The sequence below is a fragment of the Lichenibacterium ramalinae genome (assembly GCF_004137085.1).
Classification (GTDB): Bacteria; Pseudomonadota; Alphaproteobacteria; order Rhizobiales; family Beijerinckiaceae; genus Lichenihabitans; species Lichenihabitans ramalinae.
In genome coordinates this window covers 68,304-85,163 of sequence record NZ_QYBC01000004.1, presented here as the reverse complement: position 1 = coordinate 85,163, position 16,860 = coordinate 68,304, and the positions used below count along the sequence as shown (strand labels likewise).

Annotated in this window: 15 protein-coding genes; 10 read left to right on the top strand and 5 right to left on the bottom strand. The window is 72.0% G+C overall.

Annotation, left to right across the window (positions count from 1 at the left end; all coding sequences use genetic code 11):
• Positions 1 to 398 precede the first annotated feature (398 nt).
• The 7 genes from D3272_RS05965 (at position 399) to puuE (ending at position 9,464) form a co-directional block, all read left to right on the top strand.
• Complete coding sequence (locus D3272_RS05965; RefSeq protein ID WP_129218241.1) at positions 399 to 4,034, top strand: Rne/Rng family ribonuclease; 3,636 nt, start codon at positions 399 to 401, stop codon at positions 4,032 to 4,034.
• Between the two features lie 155 nt (positions 4,035 to 4,189).
• Positions 4,190 to 5,011: a DsbA family protein gene (locus tag D3272_RS05960; RefSeq protein ID WP_129218240.1), complete on the top strand. Its 822-nt coding sequence runs from the start codon at positions 4,190 to 4,192 to the stop codon at positions 5,009 to 5,011.
• A 142-nt stretch (positions 5,012 to 5,153) separates the two neighbouring features.
• Complete coding sequence (gene accB, locus D3272_RS05955) at positions 5,154 to 5,672, top strand: acetyl-CoA carboxylase biotin carboxyl carrier protein (RefSeq protein ID WP_129218403.1); 519 nt, start codon at positions 5,154 to 5,156, stop codon at positions 5,670 to 5,672.
• Between the two features lie 7 nt (positions 5,673 to 5,679).
• The gene (accC, locus tag D3272_RS05950; RefSeq protein WP_129218239.1) at positions 5,680 to 7,026 is read left to right on the top strand and encodes an acetyl-CoA carboxylase biotin carboxylase subunit; all 1,347 of its coding nucleotides are present in this window, start codon (positions 5,680 to 5,682) and stop codon (positions 7,024 to 7,026) included.
• Positions 7,027 to 7,094: 68 nt separating this feature from the next.
• Complete coding sequence (gene cynS / locus D3272_RS05945) at positions 7,095 to 7,583, top strand: cyanase (protein WP_129218238.1); 489 nt, start codon at positions 7,095 to 7,097, stop codon at positions 7,581 to 7,583.
• A gap of 103 nt (positions 7,584 to 7,686) precedes the next feature.
• Entirely contained in the window at positions 7,687 to 8,034 is a 348-nt protein-coding gene (gene uraH, locus D3272_RS05940) for a hydroxyisourate hydrolase (RefSeq protein WP_129218237.1), read from the top strand.
• Between the two features lie 5 nt (positions 8,035 to 8,039).
• Entirely contained in the window at positions 8,040 to 9,464 is a 1,425-nt protein-coding gene (gene puuE, locus D3272_RS05935) for an allantoinase PuuE (RefSeq protein WP_129218236.1), read from the top strand.
• A 177-nt stretch (positions 9,465 to 9,641) separates the two neighbouring features.
• Here puuE and D3272_RS05930 read toward each other — a convergent pair whose 3' ends face one another.
• The 5 genes from D3272_RS05930 to D3272_RS05910 form a co-directional block, all read right to left on the bottom strand.
• Entirely contained in the window at positions 9,642 to 9,929 is a 288-nt protein-coding gene (locus D3272_RS05930) for a hypothetical protein (RefSeq protein WP_129218235.1), read from the bottom strand.
• A gap of 95 nt (positions 9,930 to 10,024) precedes the next feature.
• Entirely contained in the window at positions 10,025 to 10,366 is a 342-nt protein-coding gene (locus tag D3272_RS05925; protein WP_129218234.1) for a hypothetical protein, read from the bottom strand.
• 75 nt (positions 10,367 to 10,441) lie between these two features.
• Complete coding sequence (locus D3272_RS05920) at positions 10,442 to 11,203, bottom strand: ABC transporter permease (protein ID WP_129218233.1); 762 nt, start codon at positions 11,201 to 11,203, stop codon at positions 10,442 to 10,444.
• Positions 11,200 to 12,129, bottom strand: coding sequence for an ABC transporter ATP-binding protein (locus tag D3272_RS05915; RefSeq protein ID WP_129218232.1), 930 nt, complete (start codon positions 12,127 to 12,129; stop codon positions 11,200 to 11,202). Before D3272_RS05915 ends, D3272_RS05920 begins: the two co-directional genes overlap by 4 nt.
• Before the next feature lie 127 nt (positions 12,130 to 12,256).
• Positions 12,257 to 12,526 (bottom strand): DUF2312 domain-containing protein, encoded by a 270-nt coding sequence (locus D3272_RS05910; RefSeq protein WP_129218231.1) that lies wholly within the window; start codon positions 12,524 to 12,526, stop codon positions 12,257 to 12,259.
• A gap of 187 nt (positions 12,527 to 12,713) precedes the next feature.
• Here D3272_RS05910 and D3272_RS05905 point away from each other — a divergent pair, with 187 nt between their 5' ends.
• From D3272_RS05905 to D3272_RS05895, 3 genes are read left to right on the top strand one after another with little or no spacing between them, the layout of a single operon-like run.
• Entirely contained in the window at positions 12,714 to 14,075 is a 1,362-nt protein-coding gene (locus D3272_RS05905; protein ID WP_129218230.1) for a c-type cytochrome, read from the top strand.
• Positions 14,072 to 14,578 (top strand): (2Fe-2S)-binding protein, encoded by a 507-nt coding sequence (locus D3272_RS05900; RefSeq protein WP_129218229.1) that lies wholly within the window; start codon positions 14,072 to 14,074, stop codon positions 14,576 to 14,578. The genes D3272_RS05905 and D3272_RS05900 overlap by 4 nt, the downstream gene beginning before the upstream one ends.
• Positions 14,575 to 16,827 carry a xanthine dehydrogenase family protein molybdopterin-binding subunit gene (locus tag D3272_RS05895; protein ID WP_129218228.1) on the top strand — a complete coding sequence of 751 codons (2,253 nt, stop codon included), beginning with the start codon at positions 14,575 to 14,577 and terminating at the stop codon, positions 16,825 to 16,827. The genes D3272_RS05900 and D3272_RS05895 overlap by 4 nt, the downstream gene beginning before the upstream one ends.
• Positions 16,828 to 16,860 lie beyond the last annotated feature (33 nt).

The following is a 16,860-nucleotide window of genomic DNA, read 5'->3' as shown; positions in this document are numbered from 1 at the left end:
GCAGCATGGCCCCACCGCACGGCCGTGCCGAGAGAGTCACCGCGCCATGGTCCGCCCGCATCGGGGTCGTCACGCTGCCCGTTCCGTCCTCCCGAGCGCTCCAGGGCGCCTCGGCGGCACGGCGTGTCGCCACGACGTCACGGCGCATCGGACCCTCGGCCGCCCCGCGACGGCGGCCCCATTCCCCTTCCGGCTGCCACCGTCGCAGCCGGCGCAAGTCCGGCAGTCCGCCCTTCGACGCCGCCGCCCACCGGCGCCGGCACGTTCCGTCGAGGTCCGCGCCTGCCTCCATCCCACACGGCGCCGCTCGCCCCATGCCCCTCGACATCCCGCCGGCGCCACGTCGGCGACCGACCCGTCGAGGCTCAGCGTGCGCCCCCTGACGAACAGAGTCCGACATGTCCAACAGCAAGATGCTCATCGATGCCGCACACCCGGAAGAGACCCGGGTCGTGGTGCTCAAGGGTAACCGCGTCGAGGAGTTCGATTTCGAATCGGCCAGCAAGAAGCAGCTCCGCGGCAACATCTACCTGGCCAAGGTGACGCGGGTCGAACCCTCGCTGCAGGCCGCCTTCGTCGAATACGGCGGCAACCGGCACGGCTTCCTCGCCTTCTCGGAAATCCACCCCGACTATTACCAGATCCCCTTCGCCGACCGGCAGGCGCTGCTGGAAGAGGAAGCCCGGGCGCACCGCGACGAGGACGACGAGGGCCGCGACGGCCGCGGCCAGGGCGAAGGCCGCGGCCAGGGCGAGAACCGCGGCGGCGGCGAAAGCCGCAGTGGCGGAGACGGACGCAGCCAGGGCGACAACCGGCGCAACGGCCGGCGGGGCGAGGGGCGCGGCAACGGCGAGAACAGGAGCCAGGGCGAGGGCGGCGAGCAGAGCGCGCGGGGCGAAGGCCGCGGCGAGCGCAACGGCCGTGGCGGCGACCGCAACGAACGCGGCCAGCGCCGCAGCCGGCGGCACCGCCGCGACGGGGCGCCCGCCTCCGCCTTGGAGCGGCGGGACGCCGGCGACGACAGCATCTCCGAGGTCGCCTTCGACGCCGATGCCGTCGCCGTGACGGCGAGCGACGACGCGGCGACGGGGGGGCACCACGACACCACGGAGCCCACGTCGTTCGACCCGGCCGCCGACGCGCCCGACAGCCGCGACGCCGGGGTCCTCGCGACCGAGGATCGGGCCTCCGAACTCCGGCCGTCTGAGGTCGAAGCCTCGGACGTCGACATGGCCGAGCACCGCGACCTCGACGCCGACGCGCCGCGGGCCGAAGCGGCGGGCGGGGACGATGCCGGCGAGCCCGTCGCCGCTCAGCACGTCGCCGCCGCGCTCGACTCGGACGCGGTGTCGGCGAGCGCCGCCGAGGACGGCGACGCTGGCGCGACCGAACCCACCGCTTCCACCGAGGACGCCCATCACGGGAGCCTGCAGGCCGACGCGGACGCGCAGGTTTCGGCCGTTGTCGAGACGACGTCGGAGCCGTCGGCTACGGACCGGGACGCTTCGGTCGCCGAAAGCTGGGGCGACGAGACCGGAACCATCGCGGCCTTCGAGGCCGATGCCTCCGGTGACAGCCTCGCCGCCCCGGCGCTGTCCAGCCCGGCGACCGCCGACGACGAGCCGCTCGCCGGCGAGATCGTGCAGGGCGAGGCCGTCGAGGCACGCGACACGCGCGAGCATCAGGACGACGAGCATCACGGCGCCGACCACGAGGAAGAGCATGTCGAGCAGATCGGCGGCGACGCCCTGTCCGACGTCGCGCCCCGTCCGGTGCGGCTGCGCCGCCACTACAAGATCCAGGAAGTCATCAAGCGCCGCCAGATCCTGCTCATCCAGGTCGTCAAGGAGGAGCGCGGCAACAAGGGCGCGGCCCTCACCACCTACCTGTCGCTGGCCGGCCGCTATTCGGTGCTGATGCCCAACACCGCCAAGGGCGGCGGCATCTCGCGCAAGATCACCGACGGCGAGGATCGCAAGCGCCTCAAGGCCATCGCCCAGGAACTCGACGTGCCCGAGGGCATGGGCGTCATTCTGCGCACCGCCGGCGCGTCCCGCTCGCCCGTCGAGGTGCGGCGCGACTTCGAATACCTGCTGCGCATGTGGGAAAGCGTGCGCGAGCTGACGCTGAAGTCCTCGGCGCCGAGCCTCGTCTACGAGGAAGGCTCGCTCATCAAGCGCTCGATCCGCGACCTTTATTCCAAGGAGGTCGAGGAGATCGTGGTGTCGGGCGAGGAGGGCTTCACCGAGGCGCGCGACTTCATGCGCATGCTGATGCCCGGCAACGTCAAGAGCGTGCAGCTCTACCGGGACCCGCAGCCCATCTTCGCCAAGTCCGGCGTCGAGGCGCAGCTCGATGCGATGTTCTCGCCGCATGTCACGTTGAAGTCGGGCGGCTATCTCGTCATCAACCAGACCGAAGCGCTGGTGGCGATCGACGTCAACTCGGGCCGCTCCACCCGCGAGCACAACATCGAGGACACGGCGCTCCGCACCAACCTCGAAGCCGCCGACGAAGTGGCCCGCCAGCTCCGCCTGCGCGACCTCGCCGGCCTCATCGTCGTCGACTTCATCGACATGGAGGAGGGGCGCAACAACCGCGCCGTCGAGCGCCGCATCAAGGAGGCGCTGAAGAACGACCGCGCCCGCATCCAGATCGGCCGCATCTCGCATTTCGGGCTGCTCGAGATGTCGCGCCAGCGCATCCGCACGGGCGTGCTCGAAGGCTCCACCGTGGTGTGCCCGCATTGCGCCGGCGCCGGCACGGTGCGGTCCACCGCCTCCATCGCCCTGCACGTGCTGCGCCTCGTCGAGGACGCGCTGCTCAAGGACGCGACCTATGACCTCGTCGTGCGCAGCCGCGCCGAGGTCGCCCTCTACATGCTGAACCAGAAGCGGGCCAAGCTCGTCGAGCTGGAGCAGCGGTTCGGCGTCGGCATCACGGTGGCGGCCGACCCGAGCCTGACCGGCATGGTCTACCACGCGATCGAACGCGGCGAGCTGGCCCAGGCCCCCCTGGCGCCCGCGCCGCGCCAGGACCTGGTGCGCGTCGATTCCATCGCGCCCATCTTCGAGCCCGGCAGCGAGGCCGGCGACGACGCCTACGAGGCCGAGGCCGCCAGGGACGGCGAGAGCGAGGCCGAGGTCGAGACGGAGGCGCTCGATGCCGGCGCTCCGGAGGGCGGCGAGGGCGAGGGAGACGGCCGCCGCCGCAAGCGTCGCCGCCGGCGGCGCGGCCGCGACCGGGACGGTGGCGGCGAGACGGCTTCCGAGGCGTCGCAGCCGTCGGACGACGGCGACGCGGCTCCGGAGGGCGGCGAGGGCGAGGACGACGCCGCCCCCGCCACCGCGCCGGAGTTCGACGCGCCCGGCTTCGCGGCCGGGAGCCTGGACCCCGTCGCCGATGCCTCCGATCCCGCGACCCGCGACCTCGGCTTCGCCGCCGAGACGGCGGAGTCGGGGACCGCGTTGCCGGACGACGGCGCGGATGCGCTCGTGCCCGTGACGGCGTCCGTTCCGATCGCGGTGCAGCCCGTCGCCGCCGAGGCCGGCGTCGAGCCGGTGGAGAGCGAGCCGGCCGAGACCGTGGCCGAGGAGGCGCCCAAGCGTCGGCGCTCGCGCCGCACCGCGGCCCGCATCGCGCAGGAGGGCGAAGAGGCGGCCGTGGCCGAGGCGGCGCCCGAGGCCGAAGCACCCGCCCGGCCGCGCCGCCGCCGCGCCGCCGCCCGACCCCGCGCCGGGAGCGCGGCGGCTGCGGAAGCCGCGACCGAGAGCGTGGCCGAACCGGCCCCGGACGAGGTGCTGCCGGCCGCCGACGTGCCGGCACCGGAGGCTCGCGCCGCCGAGCCGGCCTCGCCGACACGTGACGAGCCGGTGAGCGACGCGCCGGTGGGCGACGCGCCCGCCCTGGCCGAGGCGACCCCGGCCCAGGCTCCCGAGCAGACGCCGGCCGCGGCCGATCCCGAGGCCCACGACCCCGATCGCCCCAAGCGTTCGGGCTGGTGGCAGCGCGCCAAGGCCTCCTTCGGGTCTTGAACCGGTCGAATCGCGCGAGGACGCCTGTCCTCGCGCGATTCCCGTCCGGCGAGCCTTGGAAAGGCCGCATCGCCGCCGCATGGAACGCCCCGACATCGGGCCCGGCCCGCGGGTTGCGTGAAGGAAACAGCATGGTGCAACGTCGAGGCCGGTGGATGCCGGCGACCCGCTCCGCCCTCCTGGGTCTCAGGCTGCTGGGCCTCGGCGTCCTGGGCCTGGGATGGCTCGGCCTCGGCCCGCTGGGCGCCGGCATCCTGGCGCCGGCCCCCGCCATGGCGGCCGAGTTCACCCCGGCACAGAAGTCCGAGATGGGCGGCGTGATCCGCGACTACCTGCTGCAGAACCCCGAAGTGCTGCAGGACGCCATGGCCGAACTGGAGCGCCGCCAGAAGGCGCAGGAGGAGGCCAAGCGCCAGCAGGCCGTCGACGGCAAGGCGGCGGAGCTGTTCAACGCGCCGGGCGACGTCGTGCTGGGCAACCCCAAGGGCAAGGTCACGCTGGTCGAGTTCTTCGATTACAATTGCGGCTACTGCAAGCGCTCGCTCGACGACATCGCCAAGCTGATGAAGACGGAGCCGGACCTGCGCCTGGTGCTGAAGGACTTCCCCGTCCTGGGCCCGGGATCGGTCGAAGCCGCCTATATCGCGGGTGCGGCACGCAACCAGCTGAAGGGGGACCAGTTCTGGCAGTTCCACGCCAAGCTGCTCGGCGGCCAGCACGGGCCGGTGGGTAAGGCCCAGGCGCTCCAGGTCGCCAAGGACCTCGGCGCCAACATGGACCAGCTCGCCAAGGATGCCGCCAGCCCCGAGGTGAAGACGTCCATCCAGACCACAATGGGCCTGGCTGACGCCCTCGGCCTCACCGGCACGCCGACCTTCGTGGTCGGCAAGGACGTGATCGTGGGCGCCGTCGGCTACGACGAACTCAAGACCCGCGTCGACAGCGTGCTGAAATGTGGCCGGGCCGTCTGCTCCTGACGCTCGCGTCGGGCCGGCGGCCATTGGCTTTGTCGGCCTCGACTCTTTAAGAGGACTTCGAACCGGCACGCGGCGGTGTCGCCGCTCCGCACCCGTCGGGCTCGTCCGCCCGTGCCTCCCTGACCAGAAGACAGATATGCCCATGATCCGAAACGGCCTGCGGACGCGCCCCAAGGGGACCAGACCGACGCCCGCCGGCACGGCCGCACCGGCCATCGACGCCGACCTGCTGCGAACCCTGGCCACCCTCATCTCGGACAGCGACCTCGCCGAGATGGAGATCGAGAAGGGCGACCTGCGCATCAAGCTGGTCCGTCACACCGCGACGAGCCACGCCCCTGCCCCCCAGGTGACCACGCCCATGCTGGTCGCCGCCGCCATGCCGGCCGCCGCCGCCGCCGCGCCCGCGATCCCGGCCGCCGAGCATCCCGGCGCCGTGAAGTCGCCGATGGTCGGCACGGTGTATCGCCGGGCCAGCCCGGAGGCGAAGGCCTTCGTCGAGGTCGGCAGCACCGTCAAGGCCGGCGACAAGATCCTGCTGGTCGAGGCCATGAAGACCTTCAACGAGATCGTGGCGCCCCGCGCCGGCACGATCTCGGCGGTGCTGGTCGACGATGGCCAGCCGGTCGAATATGGCCAGCCCCTGCTCGTGATCGAGTGACGGGCGCATGTTCGACAAGATCCTGATCGCCAACCGCGGCGAGATCGCGCTGCGGGTGCTGCGCGCCGCAAAGGAACTCGGCATCGCCACAGTGGCGGTCCATTCCACCGCGGATGCCGACGCCATGCACGTGCGGCTCGCCGACGAGAGCGTGTGCATCGGGCCTCCGCCCGCGCGCGACAGCTACCTCAACATCCCGGCCCTGCTGTCGGCCTGCGAGATCACCGGCGCCGACGCCATCCACCCCGGCTACGGTTTCCTCAGCGAGAACGCTCGCTTCGCCGAGATCCTGCAGGACCACGACATCGCCTTCATCGGCCCCAAGGCGGAACACATCCGCACCATGGGCGACAAGATCGAGGCGAAGCGCACCGCCCGGGCGCTCGGCATCCCCTGCGTGCCGGGCTCGGACGGCGGCATCACGGACGACGACACGGCGCAGCGGGTCGCGGCCGAGATCGGCTTCCCGGTCATCATCAAGGCGGCGGCCGGCGGCGGCGGGCGCGGCATGAAGGTGGCCCGCACGGCGGCCGACCTGTCCGACGCCCTGGCCACGGCGCGCCAGGAGGCCAAGGCGGCCTTCGGCGACGACGCCGTCTACATCGAGAAATATCTCGAGAAGCCCCGCCACATCGAGATCCAGATCCTCGGCGACGGATTCGGCAACGCCATCCACCTCGGCGAGCGGGACTGCTCGCTGCAGCGCCGCCACCAGAAGGTCTGGGAGGAAGGCCCCTCGCCGGCCCTCAACGCCGAACAGCGCGCCACCATCGGCGAAACCTGCGCGGCCGCCATGCGCAAGCTCGGCTACCGCGGGGTGGGCACCATCGAGTTCCTCTACGAGGAGGGGCAGTTCTATTTCATCGAGATGAACACCCGCATCCAGGTCGAGCATCCCGTCACCGAGATGATCACCGGCATCGACCTCGTGAACGAGCAGATCCGCATCGCGGCGGGCTCGCCGCTCACGCTGAGCCAGGCCGACGTGCGGCTCGACGGCCACGCCATCGAGTGCCGCGTCAACGCCGAGCACCCCGACACGTTCAGGCCCTCGCCGGGCCGCATCAGCTACTTCCACCCGCCGGGCGGCCTCGGCGTCCGGGTCGATTCGGCCGCCTACCAGGGCTACACGATCCCGCCCAACTACGATTCGCTCGTCGGCAAGCTGATCGTCCACGGCCGCACCCGCACCGAGGCCCTGATGCGCCTGCGTCGGGCCCTCGACGAGTTCATCGTGGACGGCATCGACACGACTCTGCCGCTGTTCCGCACGCTGGTGCGCAACACCGACGTCCAGAACGGCGCCTACGACATCCACTGGCTGGAGCATTTCCTGGCGGCCCAGGGCAGCTGACGGCCGGCTGGCACGGAGGTTGCCTGCTGCATCCCCGGCGGTCGACGACGCCGCCGAGGGAGACATTTGTGAAGCGCGAAGACCTCACCGAGAAGCTGCTCGACATCAAGCGCGAGAACGGGTGGACGTGGAAACACATCCAGGCCGAGATCGGCGGCCTGTCGCCGATCCTCATCACGGCCGCCTGCATGGGGCAGATGAAGCTGCCGAAGGCCCAGGCGCGCAGGGCGGCCGAACTCTTCGGCCTCACCCCCGCCGAGGAGCGCATGCTGAACGAGGCGCCCTACCGCGGCTCGATCCCGCAGCTGCCGCCCACGGACCCGCTGATCTATCGCTTCTACGAACTCATCATGGTCTACGGCACCACCTTCAAGGAACTGATCCAGGAGGATTTCGGCGACGGCATCATGTCGGCCATCGACTTCGAGATGACGATGGAGCGCGAGCCCAACCCCAAGGGGGATCGGGTGAAGCTCGGCATGTCGGGCAAGTTCCTGCCCTACAAATACTACGGCAACGAGGACGGCGTGCCGGACTACGGCTTCAAGGAGCCGTGAAGCCCGGCACCGGGAGGCGGCTCGCCCGCCCTTCTCACCCCGCGGCGCCCGCCCTATCGTGGCGGCGGCGCGGCGTCGATGCCCGCCGGGGGAGTGCCGCGCCATGGGAAGACTGTCGACGCATGTGCTGGACACGGCCCGGGGCCGGCCCGCCGCGGGCGTGCCGGTGACGCTGCACCGCCTCGCCGCGGACGGTGCCCGCATCGCCGTCGCCGAGGCCGTCACCAACGCCGACGGCCGCACCGACGCTCCCCTGCTGGCCGGCCCCGCCTTCGTGCCGGGCACCTACGAGCTGACCTTCGCGGTCGGCCGCTATTTCGACGACGTCGCGCCCGGCGCACCCTTCCTCGACACGGTCCCGCTGCGCGTCACGCTGGCGGAGGCCGACGGCCACTACCACGTCCCGCTCCTGGTCTCGCCCTGGAGCTATTCCACCTACCGGGGATCCTGAGCACCGTGCCAGACGCCTATCCGCGCGACCTCGTCGGCTACGGCGAGCATCCGCCCCACCCCCGCTGGCCCGCCGACGCGCGGGTCTGCGTGCAGTTCGTCATCAACTACGAGGAGGGCGGCGAGAACAACGTCCTGCACGGGGATGCCGCGTCCGAGGCCTTCCTGTCGGAGATCGTCGGGGCGCAGCCTTGGCCGGGGATGCGCCACGCCAACATGGAGTCGATCTACGAATACGGCTCGCGCGCCGGCTACTGGCGCCTGCACCGGATGTTCTCCGAGCGCGGCCTTCCCGTGACGGTCTATGCCGTCGCGTCGGCGCTCCAGCGCTACCCCGGCATCGTGCCGTCGATGCAGCGCGCCGGATGGGAGATCGCATCCCACGGCCTGAAATGGATCGACTACCGCGACCACGCCCCCGAAGCGGAGCGCGCCGACATCGACGCGGCGGTCCGCATCCAGACGGAGCTCACCGGCGCGCGGCCGCTGGGCCTCTACCAGGGGCGCAGCTCGATCAACACGCTGTCGCTCGGCTGCCAGGAGGGCGGTTTCCTCTATCTTTCGGACGCTTACGCCGACGATCTCCCGTATTGGATCGACGGGGCGCGCGGGCCGCAGCTCGTCGTCCCCTACACGCTCGACGCCAACGACATGCGGTTCGCGACACCGCAGGGGTTCAACAGCGGCGACCAGTTCTTCGCCTACCTGAAGGACTCCTTCGACACGCTCTACGCCGAAGGCGAGACGGCGCCCAAGATGCTGTCGGTCGGGCTTCACTGCCGGCTCGTCGGCCGGCCGGGCCGGGCCGCCGCGCTGGCGCGCTTCCTCGACTACGTCACGGCGCACGACCGCGTCTGGGTGGCGCGACGGGTCGACATCGCCCGCCACTGGATCCGCCATCACCCGCCGGCCGGCGGCTATCGGCCGAGCCGCATGGGTGAAGCGCTCTTCGTCGAAGGCTTCGGCGACGTCTTCGAACACACGCCGGAGGTCGCCCGCACGGCCCACCGCCGGGGCTTCACGGCGGCGCAGGACACTGCCGCGGGACTGCATGCGGCGATGGTCGCCGCGGTCCGCGACCTCGACGCCGGTGCCAAGCGGGCCCTGCTCGACGCCCATCCCGATCTCGCCGGGCGGCTGGCCCTCGCCGGATCGCTGACGGCCGATTCGGCGGGCGAGCAGGCCGGCGCGGGCCTGGACCGCCTGTCGGTCGACGAGATGGCTAGGTTCACCGACCTCAACACGGCCTATCGGGCGCGGTTCGGCTTCCCATTCATCATGGCGGTCCGGGGCCGGAGCAAGGACGACATCCTGGCGGCCTTCGTGGCACGCCTGGAGAACAGTTCCGAGGCCGAGTTCGCCCGCGCGCTCGCCGAAGTCGAGCGGATCGCGCTGCTGCGCCTCGAGGATCGCCTCCCCGCCGAGCCTTGAGGTTCGACGGCGATCCGCGATGACACGGGTTTAGCCCAGAGGGCGGGGGCGTGTCCGGGGCCCGACGACCGACCGCACGCGATAAAGCGCCGCCCGGGCCATTTCAGGCCCGGGCGGCGCTCTGGCCTTCAGCTTTGCGATGCAGGGTCCCGTCCGGCGACCGGACGGGCCGCTGGATCAGAGCGCGCGGAGGATGCGGCGGATCGGGTGGCCGGGGATGCCGCGGCGATATCCGAAGCCACGACGATAGCCGTAGCCGCGACGGAAGCCGTAGCCGCGGTGCACGAAGCCGCGACGGAAACCGCGGTGGCGGAAGAAGCGGACATCCTCGACGCCCGAGACGGGCGCGGCGCTCTCGAGTGCCGAGGCTCCGGCGACCGGCATGGCGGCGGCGGGCTCGGCCGCGAGAGCGACGGCGCCGAGGGCCAGGGCAGCGGCGAATGCGGTGACGATGGAACGTGACACGATCGATGACTCCAACCTGTGTTAGCGCGGGTCAAGTCTTTCGGGCAGTCCGGGGTTCCTTCGGGAGCGTCGAGACCGCGGCGGATCGGAAATATTCAGTAAAGATCGTTGCGCACGAACCAGTCGGTGCGGGGTTCGTGCCCTTTGCTCACCGCGTCCTCGTAATAGGTGGTGATCGATTCGACCGCGTGGGTCAGCGCCAGATAAGGGCGCGGATGGCGCTCGGCGCCCAGCACATGCGCGGAATCCTGCACCGGCGTGCGGATGTAGTGGCTCTGCTCGAAGAAGAAACGCCCGTCGTCCGTCTCGTAGACGCGAATCGCCACGCGGAACCGCTCCCGGCCGACCTCGAAGAAGAGGTGGTATTCCGAGAAGAACTTGTGGAAGGCGACGATCCTCGGATGCCGCAGCGCGTCGATTTCTTCACCTGACATCATCTACGGCCTCTGCTGGTCGCGGCATCCTTCCACAGCGGAGGAGAGATGGAAAGACGGCGGGTCCGGCGTCCCGGGTCACGTCTTCAGCCGGTAGCCGGTGCGGAAGATCCAGGCGATCAATGCCGCGCAGAGCGCCAGGATGGCCAGGGTCATGCCGAAGCTGACCTCGGGCGGCACGTCGGCCCGGCCCACGAAGCTCCAGCGGAACCCGTTCACCAGGTAGACGACGGGGTTGAGATAGGCGATCTGCCGCCAGGGCGCCGGCAGGGTCTCGATCGAGTAGAAGCTGCCGCCCAGAAAGGTCAGCGGCGTCACGACGAGCAGCGGGACGAGCTGCAGCTTCTCGAAGCCGTCGGCCCAGATGCCGATGACGAAGCCGAACAGGCTGAAGGTGACGGAGGTCAGGACCAGCGCCGCCACCATCCAGACCGGGTGCTCGACATGCAGCGGCACGAAGAGCGCCGAGGTGGCGATGATGATGAGGCCGAGCACGATCGACTTCGAGGCCGCGGCGCCGACATAGCCCGCCACGATCTCGAAGGCCGAGATCGGCGCCGACAGGATCTCGTAGATGGTGCCGGTGAAGCGCGGGAAATAGATGCCGAAGGACGCGTTGGCGATGCTCTGGGTCAGCAGAGAGAGCATGACGAGGCCGGGCACGATGAAGGCCCCGTAGCTGACCCCGTCGACCGACGGGATGCGCGAGCCCAGCGCCGCGCCGAAGACCACGAAATACAGCGCGGTGGAGAGGACCGGGGACACGATGCTCTGGGTGAGGGTGCGCAGCGTGCGCGCCATCTCGAAGCCGTAGATCGCCCGGACGGCGTGGATGTTCATGCGCGCTGGCTCACCAAGTCCACGAAGATCTCCTCGAGCGTGTTCTGGCTCGTCGTCACGTCCCGCACGACGGCGCCCGCCCCCGCGAGGTCCTGCATCAGGCCGCCGAGGTCGGGCGCCCCGGCAGCCGCGGCCTCGTAGGTGTAGAATAGCTGCGCGCCGTCGGCCGAAGCCTTCAGCCGATGGCGGGCCAGGGTCTCGGGCAGGCCCGGGACCGGCGCGGCGAGGTCGATCACGAGGCGCTTGCGGCCGAGCTGGCGCATCAGCGCGGCCTTCTCCTCGACCAGGATGAGCTCGCCGCCGCGGATCACGCCGACGCGGTCGGCCATCTCTTCGGCCTCCTCGATGTAGTGGGTCGTCAGCACCATGGTGACGCCGTCGTCGCGCAGCGCGCGCACGAGCCGCCACATGTCGCGCCGCAGTTCGACGTCGACGCCCGCGGTGGGCTCGTCGAGGAAGAGCAGGCGCGGCTCGTGCGACAGGGCCTTGGCGATGAGCACCCGGCGCTTCATGCCGCCCGACAGCGTGCGCAGCGTCGCGTCGCGCTTGTCCCACAGCGACAGGTCGCGCAGCACCTTCTCGATATGGGCCGGGTCGCGCCGCTTGCCGAAGAGGCCGCGGCTGAACGTGACCGTGTCCCACACGGTCTCGAAGGCGTCGGTGGTGAGTTCCTGGGGGACGAGGCCGATCATGCCGCGGGCGGACCGGTAGTCGGCGGTGATGTCGTGGCCGCCCACGGTGACGCGGCCGCCCGAGGGCCGCACCAGGCCGCAGGCGATGGAGATCAGCGTCGTCTTTCCGGCGCCGTTGGGGCCGAGCAACGCGAAGATCTCGCCCTCGCGGATATCGAGGCTGATGCCCTTCAGGGCCTTGAAGCCGGTCGCGTAAGTCTTGGTGAGGTCGGTGATCGACAGGATCGGCTGCATGATCCCGCTGGTAGCCGATCCGGCGCAGCTGGGGAAGGCGCGCCGCCCGTTTCTCGGGCAGGCGACGCACGATTCCCGCCCACCCATCCCGCCGTGCGCGGCGGGTGGGGCGGGCGCGGCGCTCCGGTCAGGCCGCCTTCTGCAACGGCTCCTCGCCCTGTTCCATGGCCTGCATGTAGAGGTCGAGCAGCGATTCCTGCTCGTCGCGCTCGTCCTTGTCCTGCTTGCGGAGCTTCAGGATCTCCTTCAGGACCTTGACGTCGAAGCCCTCGCCCTTGGCTTCGGCGAAGACCTCCTTCTTGCCCTCGTTCAGGGCCTTGAGCTCCTCCTCGATCTGCTCGACGCGCTCGATGAAGGAGCGGATGCGCTCCCCGGCGATCCCGACCGATCCGCTCATGTTCAGCTCCTGTTCGCTGGCTCGATGAGAACAGAACCTAAACGGATGACGGTCAACGGAAGGTTAATGCCATGGCCGGCCCGGCGCCCGAAGCGGCGCCCGCTCCACGGGCGGGGTGCCGCAACGGAATAGGCGCTCGGCCGTTATCGCCGGCGCGGCCGCCCGCGCCCCCAGCACAAGGCCGGCCATGGCTCGAAGGTCCCTGCTCGTTTCCCTCGCCGCTCTCGTCGTGATCGGGGTCGGCGGGGCCGCGGCCGCCTTGGCGTGGCATCCGGCCCTGCCCCCCGCGGAGCGCCCGGCGGCGGCGAGCTTCGATCCCGCGCTCGTGAAACGGGGCGCGACCCTGGCGGCGCTGGGCAATTGCGCGGGGTGCCATTCGGCGCCCGGGCGCCCTCCCCTGGCGGGCGGACTGCCGGTCGAGACGCCGTTCGGAGCCGTCTACGCCAGCAACATCACGCCGGACACCGAGGCCGGCATCGGGCACTGGTCCGAGGCGGCGTTCCGCAGGGCGATGCGCGACGGGGTGGACCGGGACGGCCGCAACCTGTACCCGGCCTTCCCCTACAACCATTACACGCTGGTGACGGACGACGACGACGCGGCGCTCTACGCCTACCTGATGACGCGCGAGGCCGCGGACTCGGCCGTGCCGTCGCCCGCCCTGCCCTTTCCCTTGAACGTGCGGGCCGTGATGGCGGGCTGGAACCTCCTGTTCTTCCGCCCCGGCACCTATGCGCCCGACCCGGCGCGGGGACCGGACTGGAACCGCGGCGCCTATCTCGTCGAGGGCCTGGGCCATTGCGGGGCCTGCCACACGCCCCACGGCCCGCTCGGGGAGGAGAAGGCCGGCGAGCATCTCGCCGGAGGAGCCGCCGAGGGTTGGACCGCCTATGCGCTGAACGGCGCCTCGCCGGCCCCCGTGCCCTGGACGGTCGACGCCATGGCGCTCTACCTGCGCCACGGCTGGCAGGCCGAACACGGCGTGGCGCGCGGCCCCATGGCGCTGGTGACGGCCAACCTCGGCCGCGTGCCCGAGGCCGATGCGCGGGCCATGGCCACCTATCTCGTGTCGCTGATGGGCCGCGGGGCCGAGCCCGCGCCGCCCGCCGCCAAGCCCGGCCTGCCGCCCGCCAGCGCCGGCAGCCAGGTCGCCGTGGCGGCCGGGAATGGGCGGGGAGCCGCCCTCTACGCCGGCGCTTGCGCGTCCTGCCACGAGGCCGGGCGCGCCCTGCCCTACGGCGGCCTGGCGCTGGCGCTCAGCACCGCCCTCCACGCGCCCGACCCGACCAACCTCGTCGTCGTGACGCTGCACGGCCTCGCCGCCCCCGTCGGCGCCGGCGGTCCGATCATGCCGGGCTTCGCCGGGGCGCTCGACGACGACGACCTCGCGGCGCTGTTGTCCTACCTGCGCGGCGACATCGCCAAGGCGCCGGCCTGGCCGGACCTTCCCGCAACCATCCGACGGGTCCGCGCCCGGGACGCCACGCTGGTGGCGAGCGACGGGACCGGCACCGCTCCGGCCGACCCCCAGGTGAGGATCGCACGATGACCACCATCACGGTGAACGGCTCCGCCCACGAGGTGGCGGTCGACCCCACCACGCCGCTACTCTACTGGCTGCGCGACGCGCTCGGCCTCAACGGTGCCAAATACGGCTGCGGCCTCGGGCAATGCGGCGCCTGCACGGTGGTGGTCGAGGGCGAAGCCGTCATGTCCTGCGTGGTGCCGGTGGTGGCGCTCGACGGCAAGCACGTCACTACGCTGGAAGGGCTCGGCACGGCGGACGCGCCCGGCCCGCTGCAGCGCGCCTTCATCGACGAGCAGGCGGCCCAGTGCGGGTTCTGCATCCCCGGGATGATCATGAGGGCGGAGGCCCTGCTCGCCCGGCGGCCCGACGCCTCCGATGCCGAGATCCGCGCGACGCTGCAGACCAACCTGTGCCGCTGCGGAACCCACATGCGGATCCTCAAGGCCGTGCGCCGCGGGGCCGACGCCATGCGGGCGGCGTCGCCGCCCGCTGCCCGACCGGTCCGCCTGGGGGACGCGCGGTGACGGCCCCGCTGGTGATCGACCGCCGCACCGTGCTGCGCGGCACCGGGGCGCTGGTGCTGGGCTTCGCGCTGCGCCCGGTCGGAGCCGCCGAAGCCGCCGAACCCGCCGGAGAGGGCGGTGGTGCCACCGGCCCGCGCGACCTGCCGGGCAGCCTCAAGACGACGCCCCTCGTCGACAGCTGGATCCGGGTCGCCGCCGACGGAAACGTCGAGGTGCTGACCGGCAAGGCGGAGCTCGGCCAGGGGATCGCCACGGCCCTCGTGCAGCTCGCCGCCGAGGAGCTCGACCTGCCGCTCGCGCGCGTGACGATCCGCACCGCCGACACCGCCACAACGGCCGACGAGGGCTATACGGCCGGCAGCCATTCCATGCAGGACAGCGGCAGCGCCATCCGGGCCGCCGCGGCCGAGGTCCGCGGGCTGCTGGTCGGCGAGGCCGCGACGCGCTGGGCCGTGCCGGCCGAGGCCCTGCGGGTCGAGGGCGGGGCCGTGCTGGCCCCCGACGGGCGGCGTTTCGGCTTCGGCGACCTCGTGTCGGCGACGCTGCTCCACGTCGAAGCCACGCCGCATCCGGCCCTGAAGCCGCCCGGCCGCTACGCCGTCGTGGGCCAGGCCGTGCCGCGGCGCGACATCCCCGCCAAGGTCACGGGCGGCGCCATCTACGTGCAGGACCTCCGGCCTGCCGGTATGGTCCATGCCCGGGTGATCCGCCCACCCGCCCCCGGCGCCCGGCTGCAGTCGCTCGACGACGCGGCGGTGCGGGCGACGCCCGGCGTCGTCGCGGTGGTGCGGGACGGCGACTTCCTCGCCGTGGCGGCCGAGACGGAATGGGGCGCCGTGGAGGCCATGCGCCGGCTCGCGGCAGCGGCGCGCTGGTCGACGCCCGCGGCGAGCCTGCCGACAGACCGGCCGGCGGGCCGGGCCATCCGGGCCCTGCCCGCGCGCGACACCGTGATCCTCGACCGCGGCGCCCCGCCGGCGGGCGACGGGCTGCGCCGGTTCGCTTCGGATTTCACGCGTCCCTACCAGGCGCACGGCTCCATCGGCCCCTCCTGTGCCGTGGCGCATCTCGACGGCGACACCCTCACGGTCTGGACCCACACCCAGGGCGTCTTCCCGGACCGGGCCGCCATCGCCGAGATGCTCGGTTTCCCGCCCGCACGCGTGCGCTGCATCCACACCCAGGGCTCGGGCTGCTACGGCCACAACGGCGCCGACGACGCGGCCGGCGACGCCGCCCTGGTCGCCCGTGCCCTGCCGGGCCGGCCCGTGCGCCTGCAGCTGATGCGCGAGCAGGAGGCCGCCTGGGAGCCCTTCGGACCCGCCATGTTGACCCGGGCGGAAGCGGCCCTCGACGCCGATGGCCGCATCGCCGACTGGTCCTACGGCGTGTGGAGCAACACCCACAACATGCGGCCGGGCGGCGCCGGCGCGCTGCTGGCGGCCCGGTTGCTGGCGAAGCCCTTCGCGCCGCCCGAGCCAAAACCCATCCCCCAGCCGGAAGGCGGCGGCGACCGCAACGCCATTCCGCTCTACGCCCTGCCGAACGCCCGCGTGACCCATCACTTCGTGCCCGACATGCCGCTGCGGGTCTCGGCCATGCGGGCGTTGGGCGCCTATGCCAACGTCTTCTCCATCGAAAGCTTCATGGACGAGCTGGCGCGGGCTTCGGCCCAGGACCCGATCGCCTTCAGGTTGCGCCACCTCGACGACCCCCGTGCCCGGGACGTGGTGGCGCGGGCGCGGGACGAGGCCGCCTGGACGGGCCGGCCGCGGGTGCCCGGCCGCGGGCGGGGGTTCGCCTTCGCCCGCTACAAGAACCTCGCCGCCTATTGCGCGGTGGCCGTCGAGGTCGAGGTCGATCGGGACACCGGCCGCCTCCGCCTCGCCCGTGCCGTCGCGGCCGTCGACGGCGGGCAGGTGGTGAACCCCGACGGGCTGCGCAACCAGATCGAGGGCGCCATCCTGCAGTCGATGAGCTGGACACTGTACGAGGAGGTCGGCTTCGACGCGGCCGGCGTCACGTCGGTCGACTGGGCAACCTACCCGATCCTGCGCTTCGACGCCGTGCCGGACACCGTGGAGGTGCATCTCGTCGACCGGCCCGGCCAGCCCTTCCTGGGCTGCGGCGAGTGCGGCCAGGGCCCCACCGCGGCGGCCATCGCCAATGCCGTGGCGGACGCCACGGGCGCACGGCTGCGCGACTTGCCGCTGACGCGCGAGCGCGTGCTGGCGGCCCTGGCGGTGTAGAGCGGGTCGGACGTCTCGAAACCGCCTCGGCGG

What these genes read in the sequence shown, in the direction of transcription:
- D3272_RS05960 (WP_129218240.1), top strand. Translation starts at nt 4,190, where the DNA reads ATGCCGGCGACCCGCTCCGCCCTCCTGGGTCTCAGGCTGCTGGGCCTC.
- D3272_RS05905 (WP_129218230.1), top strand. Translation starts at nt 12,714, where the DNA reads ATGGCTCGAAGGTCCCTGCTCGTTTCCCTCGCCGCTCTCGTCGTGATC.
- accB (WP_129218403.1), top strand. Translation starts at nt 5,154, where the DNA reads ATGATCCGAAACGGCCTGCGGACGCGCCCCAAGGGGACCAGACCGACG.
- D3272_RS05900 (WP_129218229.1), top strand. Translation starts at nt 14,072, where the DNA reads ATGACCACCATCACGGTGAACGGCTCCGCCCACGAGGTGGCGGTCGAC.
- D3272_RS05925 (WP_129218234.1), bottom strand. Translation starts at nt 10,366, where the DNA reads ATGATGTCAGGTGAAGAAATCGACGCGCTGCGGCATCCGAGGATCGTC.
- accC (WP_129218239.1), top strand. Translation starts at nt 5,680, where the DNA reads ATGTTCGACAAGATCCTGATCGCCAACCGCGGCGAGATCGCGCTGCGG.
- uraH (WP_129218237.1), top strand. Translation starts at nt 7,687, where the DNA reads ATGGGAAGACTGTCGACGCATGTGCTGGACACGGCCCGGGGCCGGCCC.
- D3272_RS05965 (WP_129218241.1), top strand. Translation starts at nt 399, where the DNA reads ATGTCCAACAGCAAGATGCTCATCGATGCCGCACACCCGGAAGAGACC.
- D3272_RS05910 (WP_129218231.1), bottom strand. Translation starts at nt 12,526, where the DNA reads ATGAGCGGATCGGTCGGGATCGCCGGGGAGCGCATCCGCTCCTTCATC.
- D3272_RS05915 (WP_129218232.1), bottom strand. Translation starts at nt 12,129, where the DNA reads ATGCAGCCGATCCTGTCGATCACCGACCTCACCAAGACTTACGCGACC.
- D3272_RS05920 (WP_129218233.1), bottom strand. Translation starts at nt 11,203, where the DNA reads ATGAACATCCACGCCGTCCGGGCGATCTACGGCTTCGAGATGGCGCGC.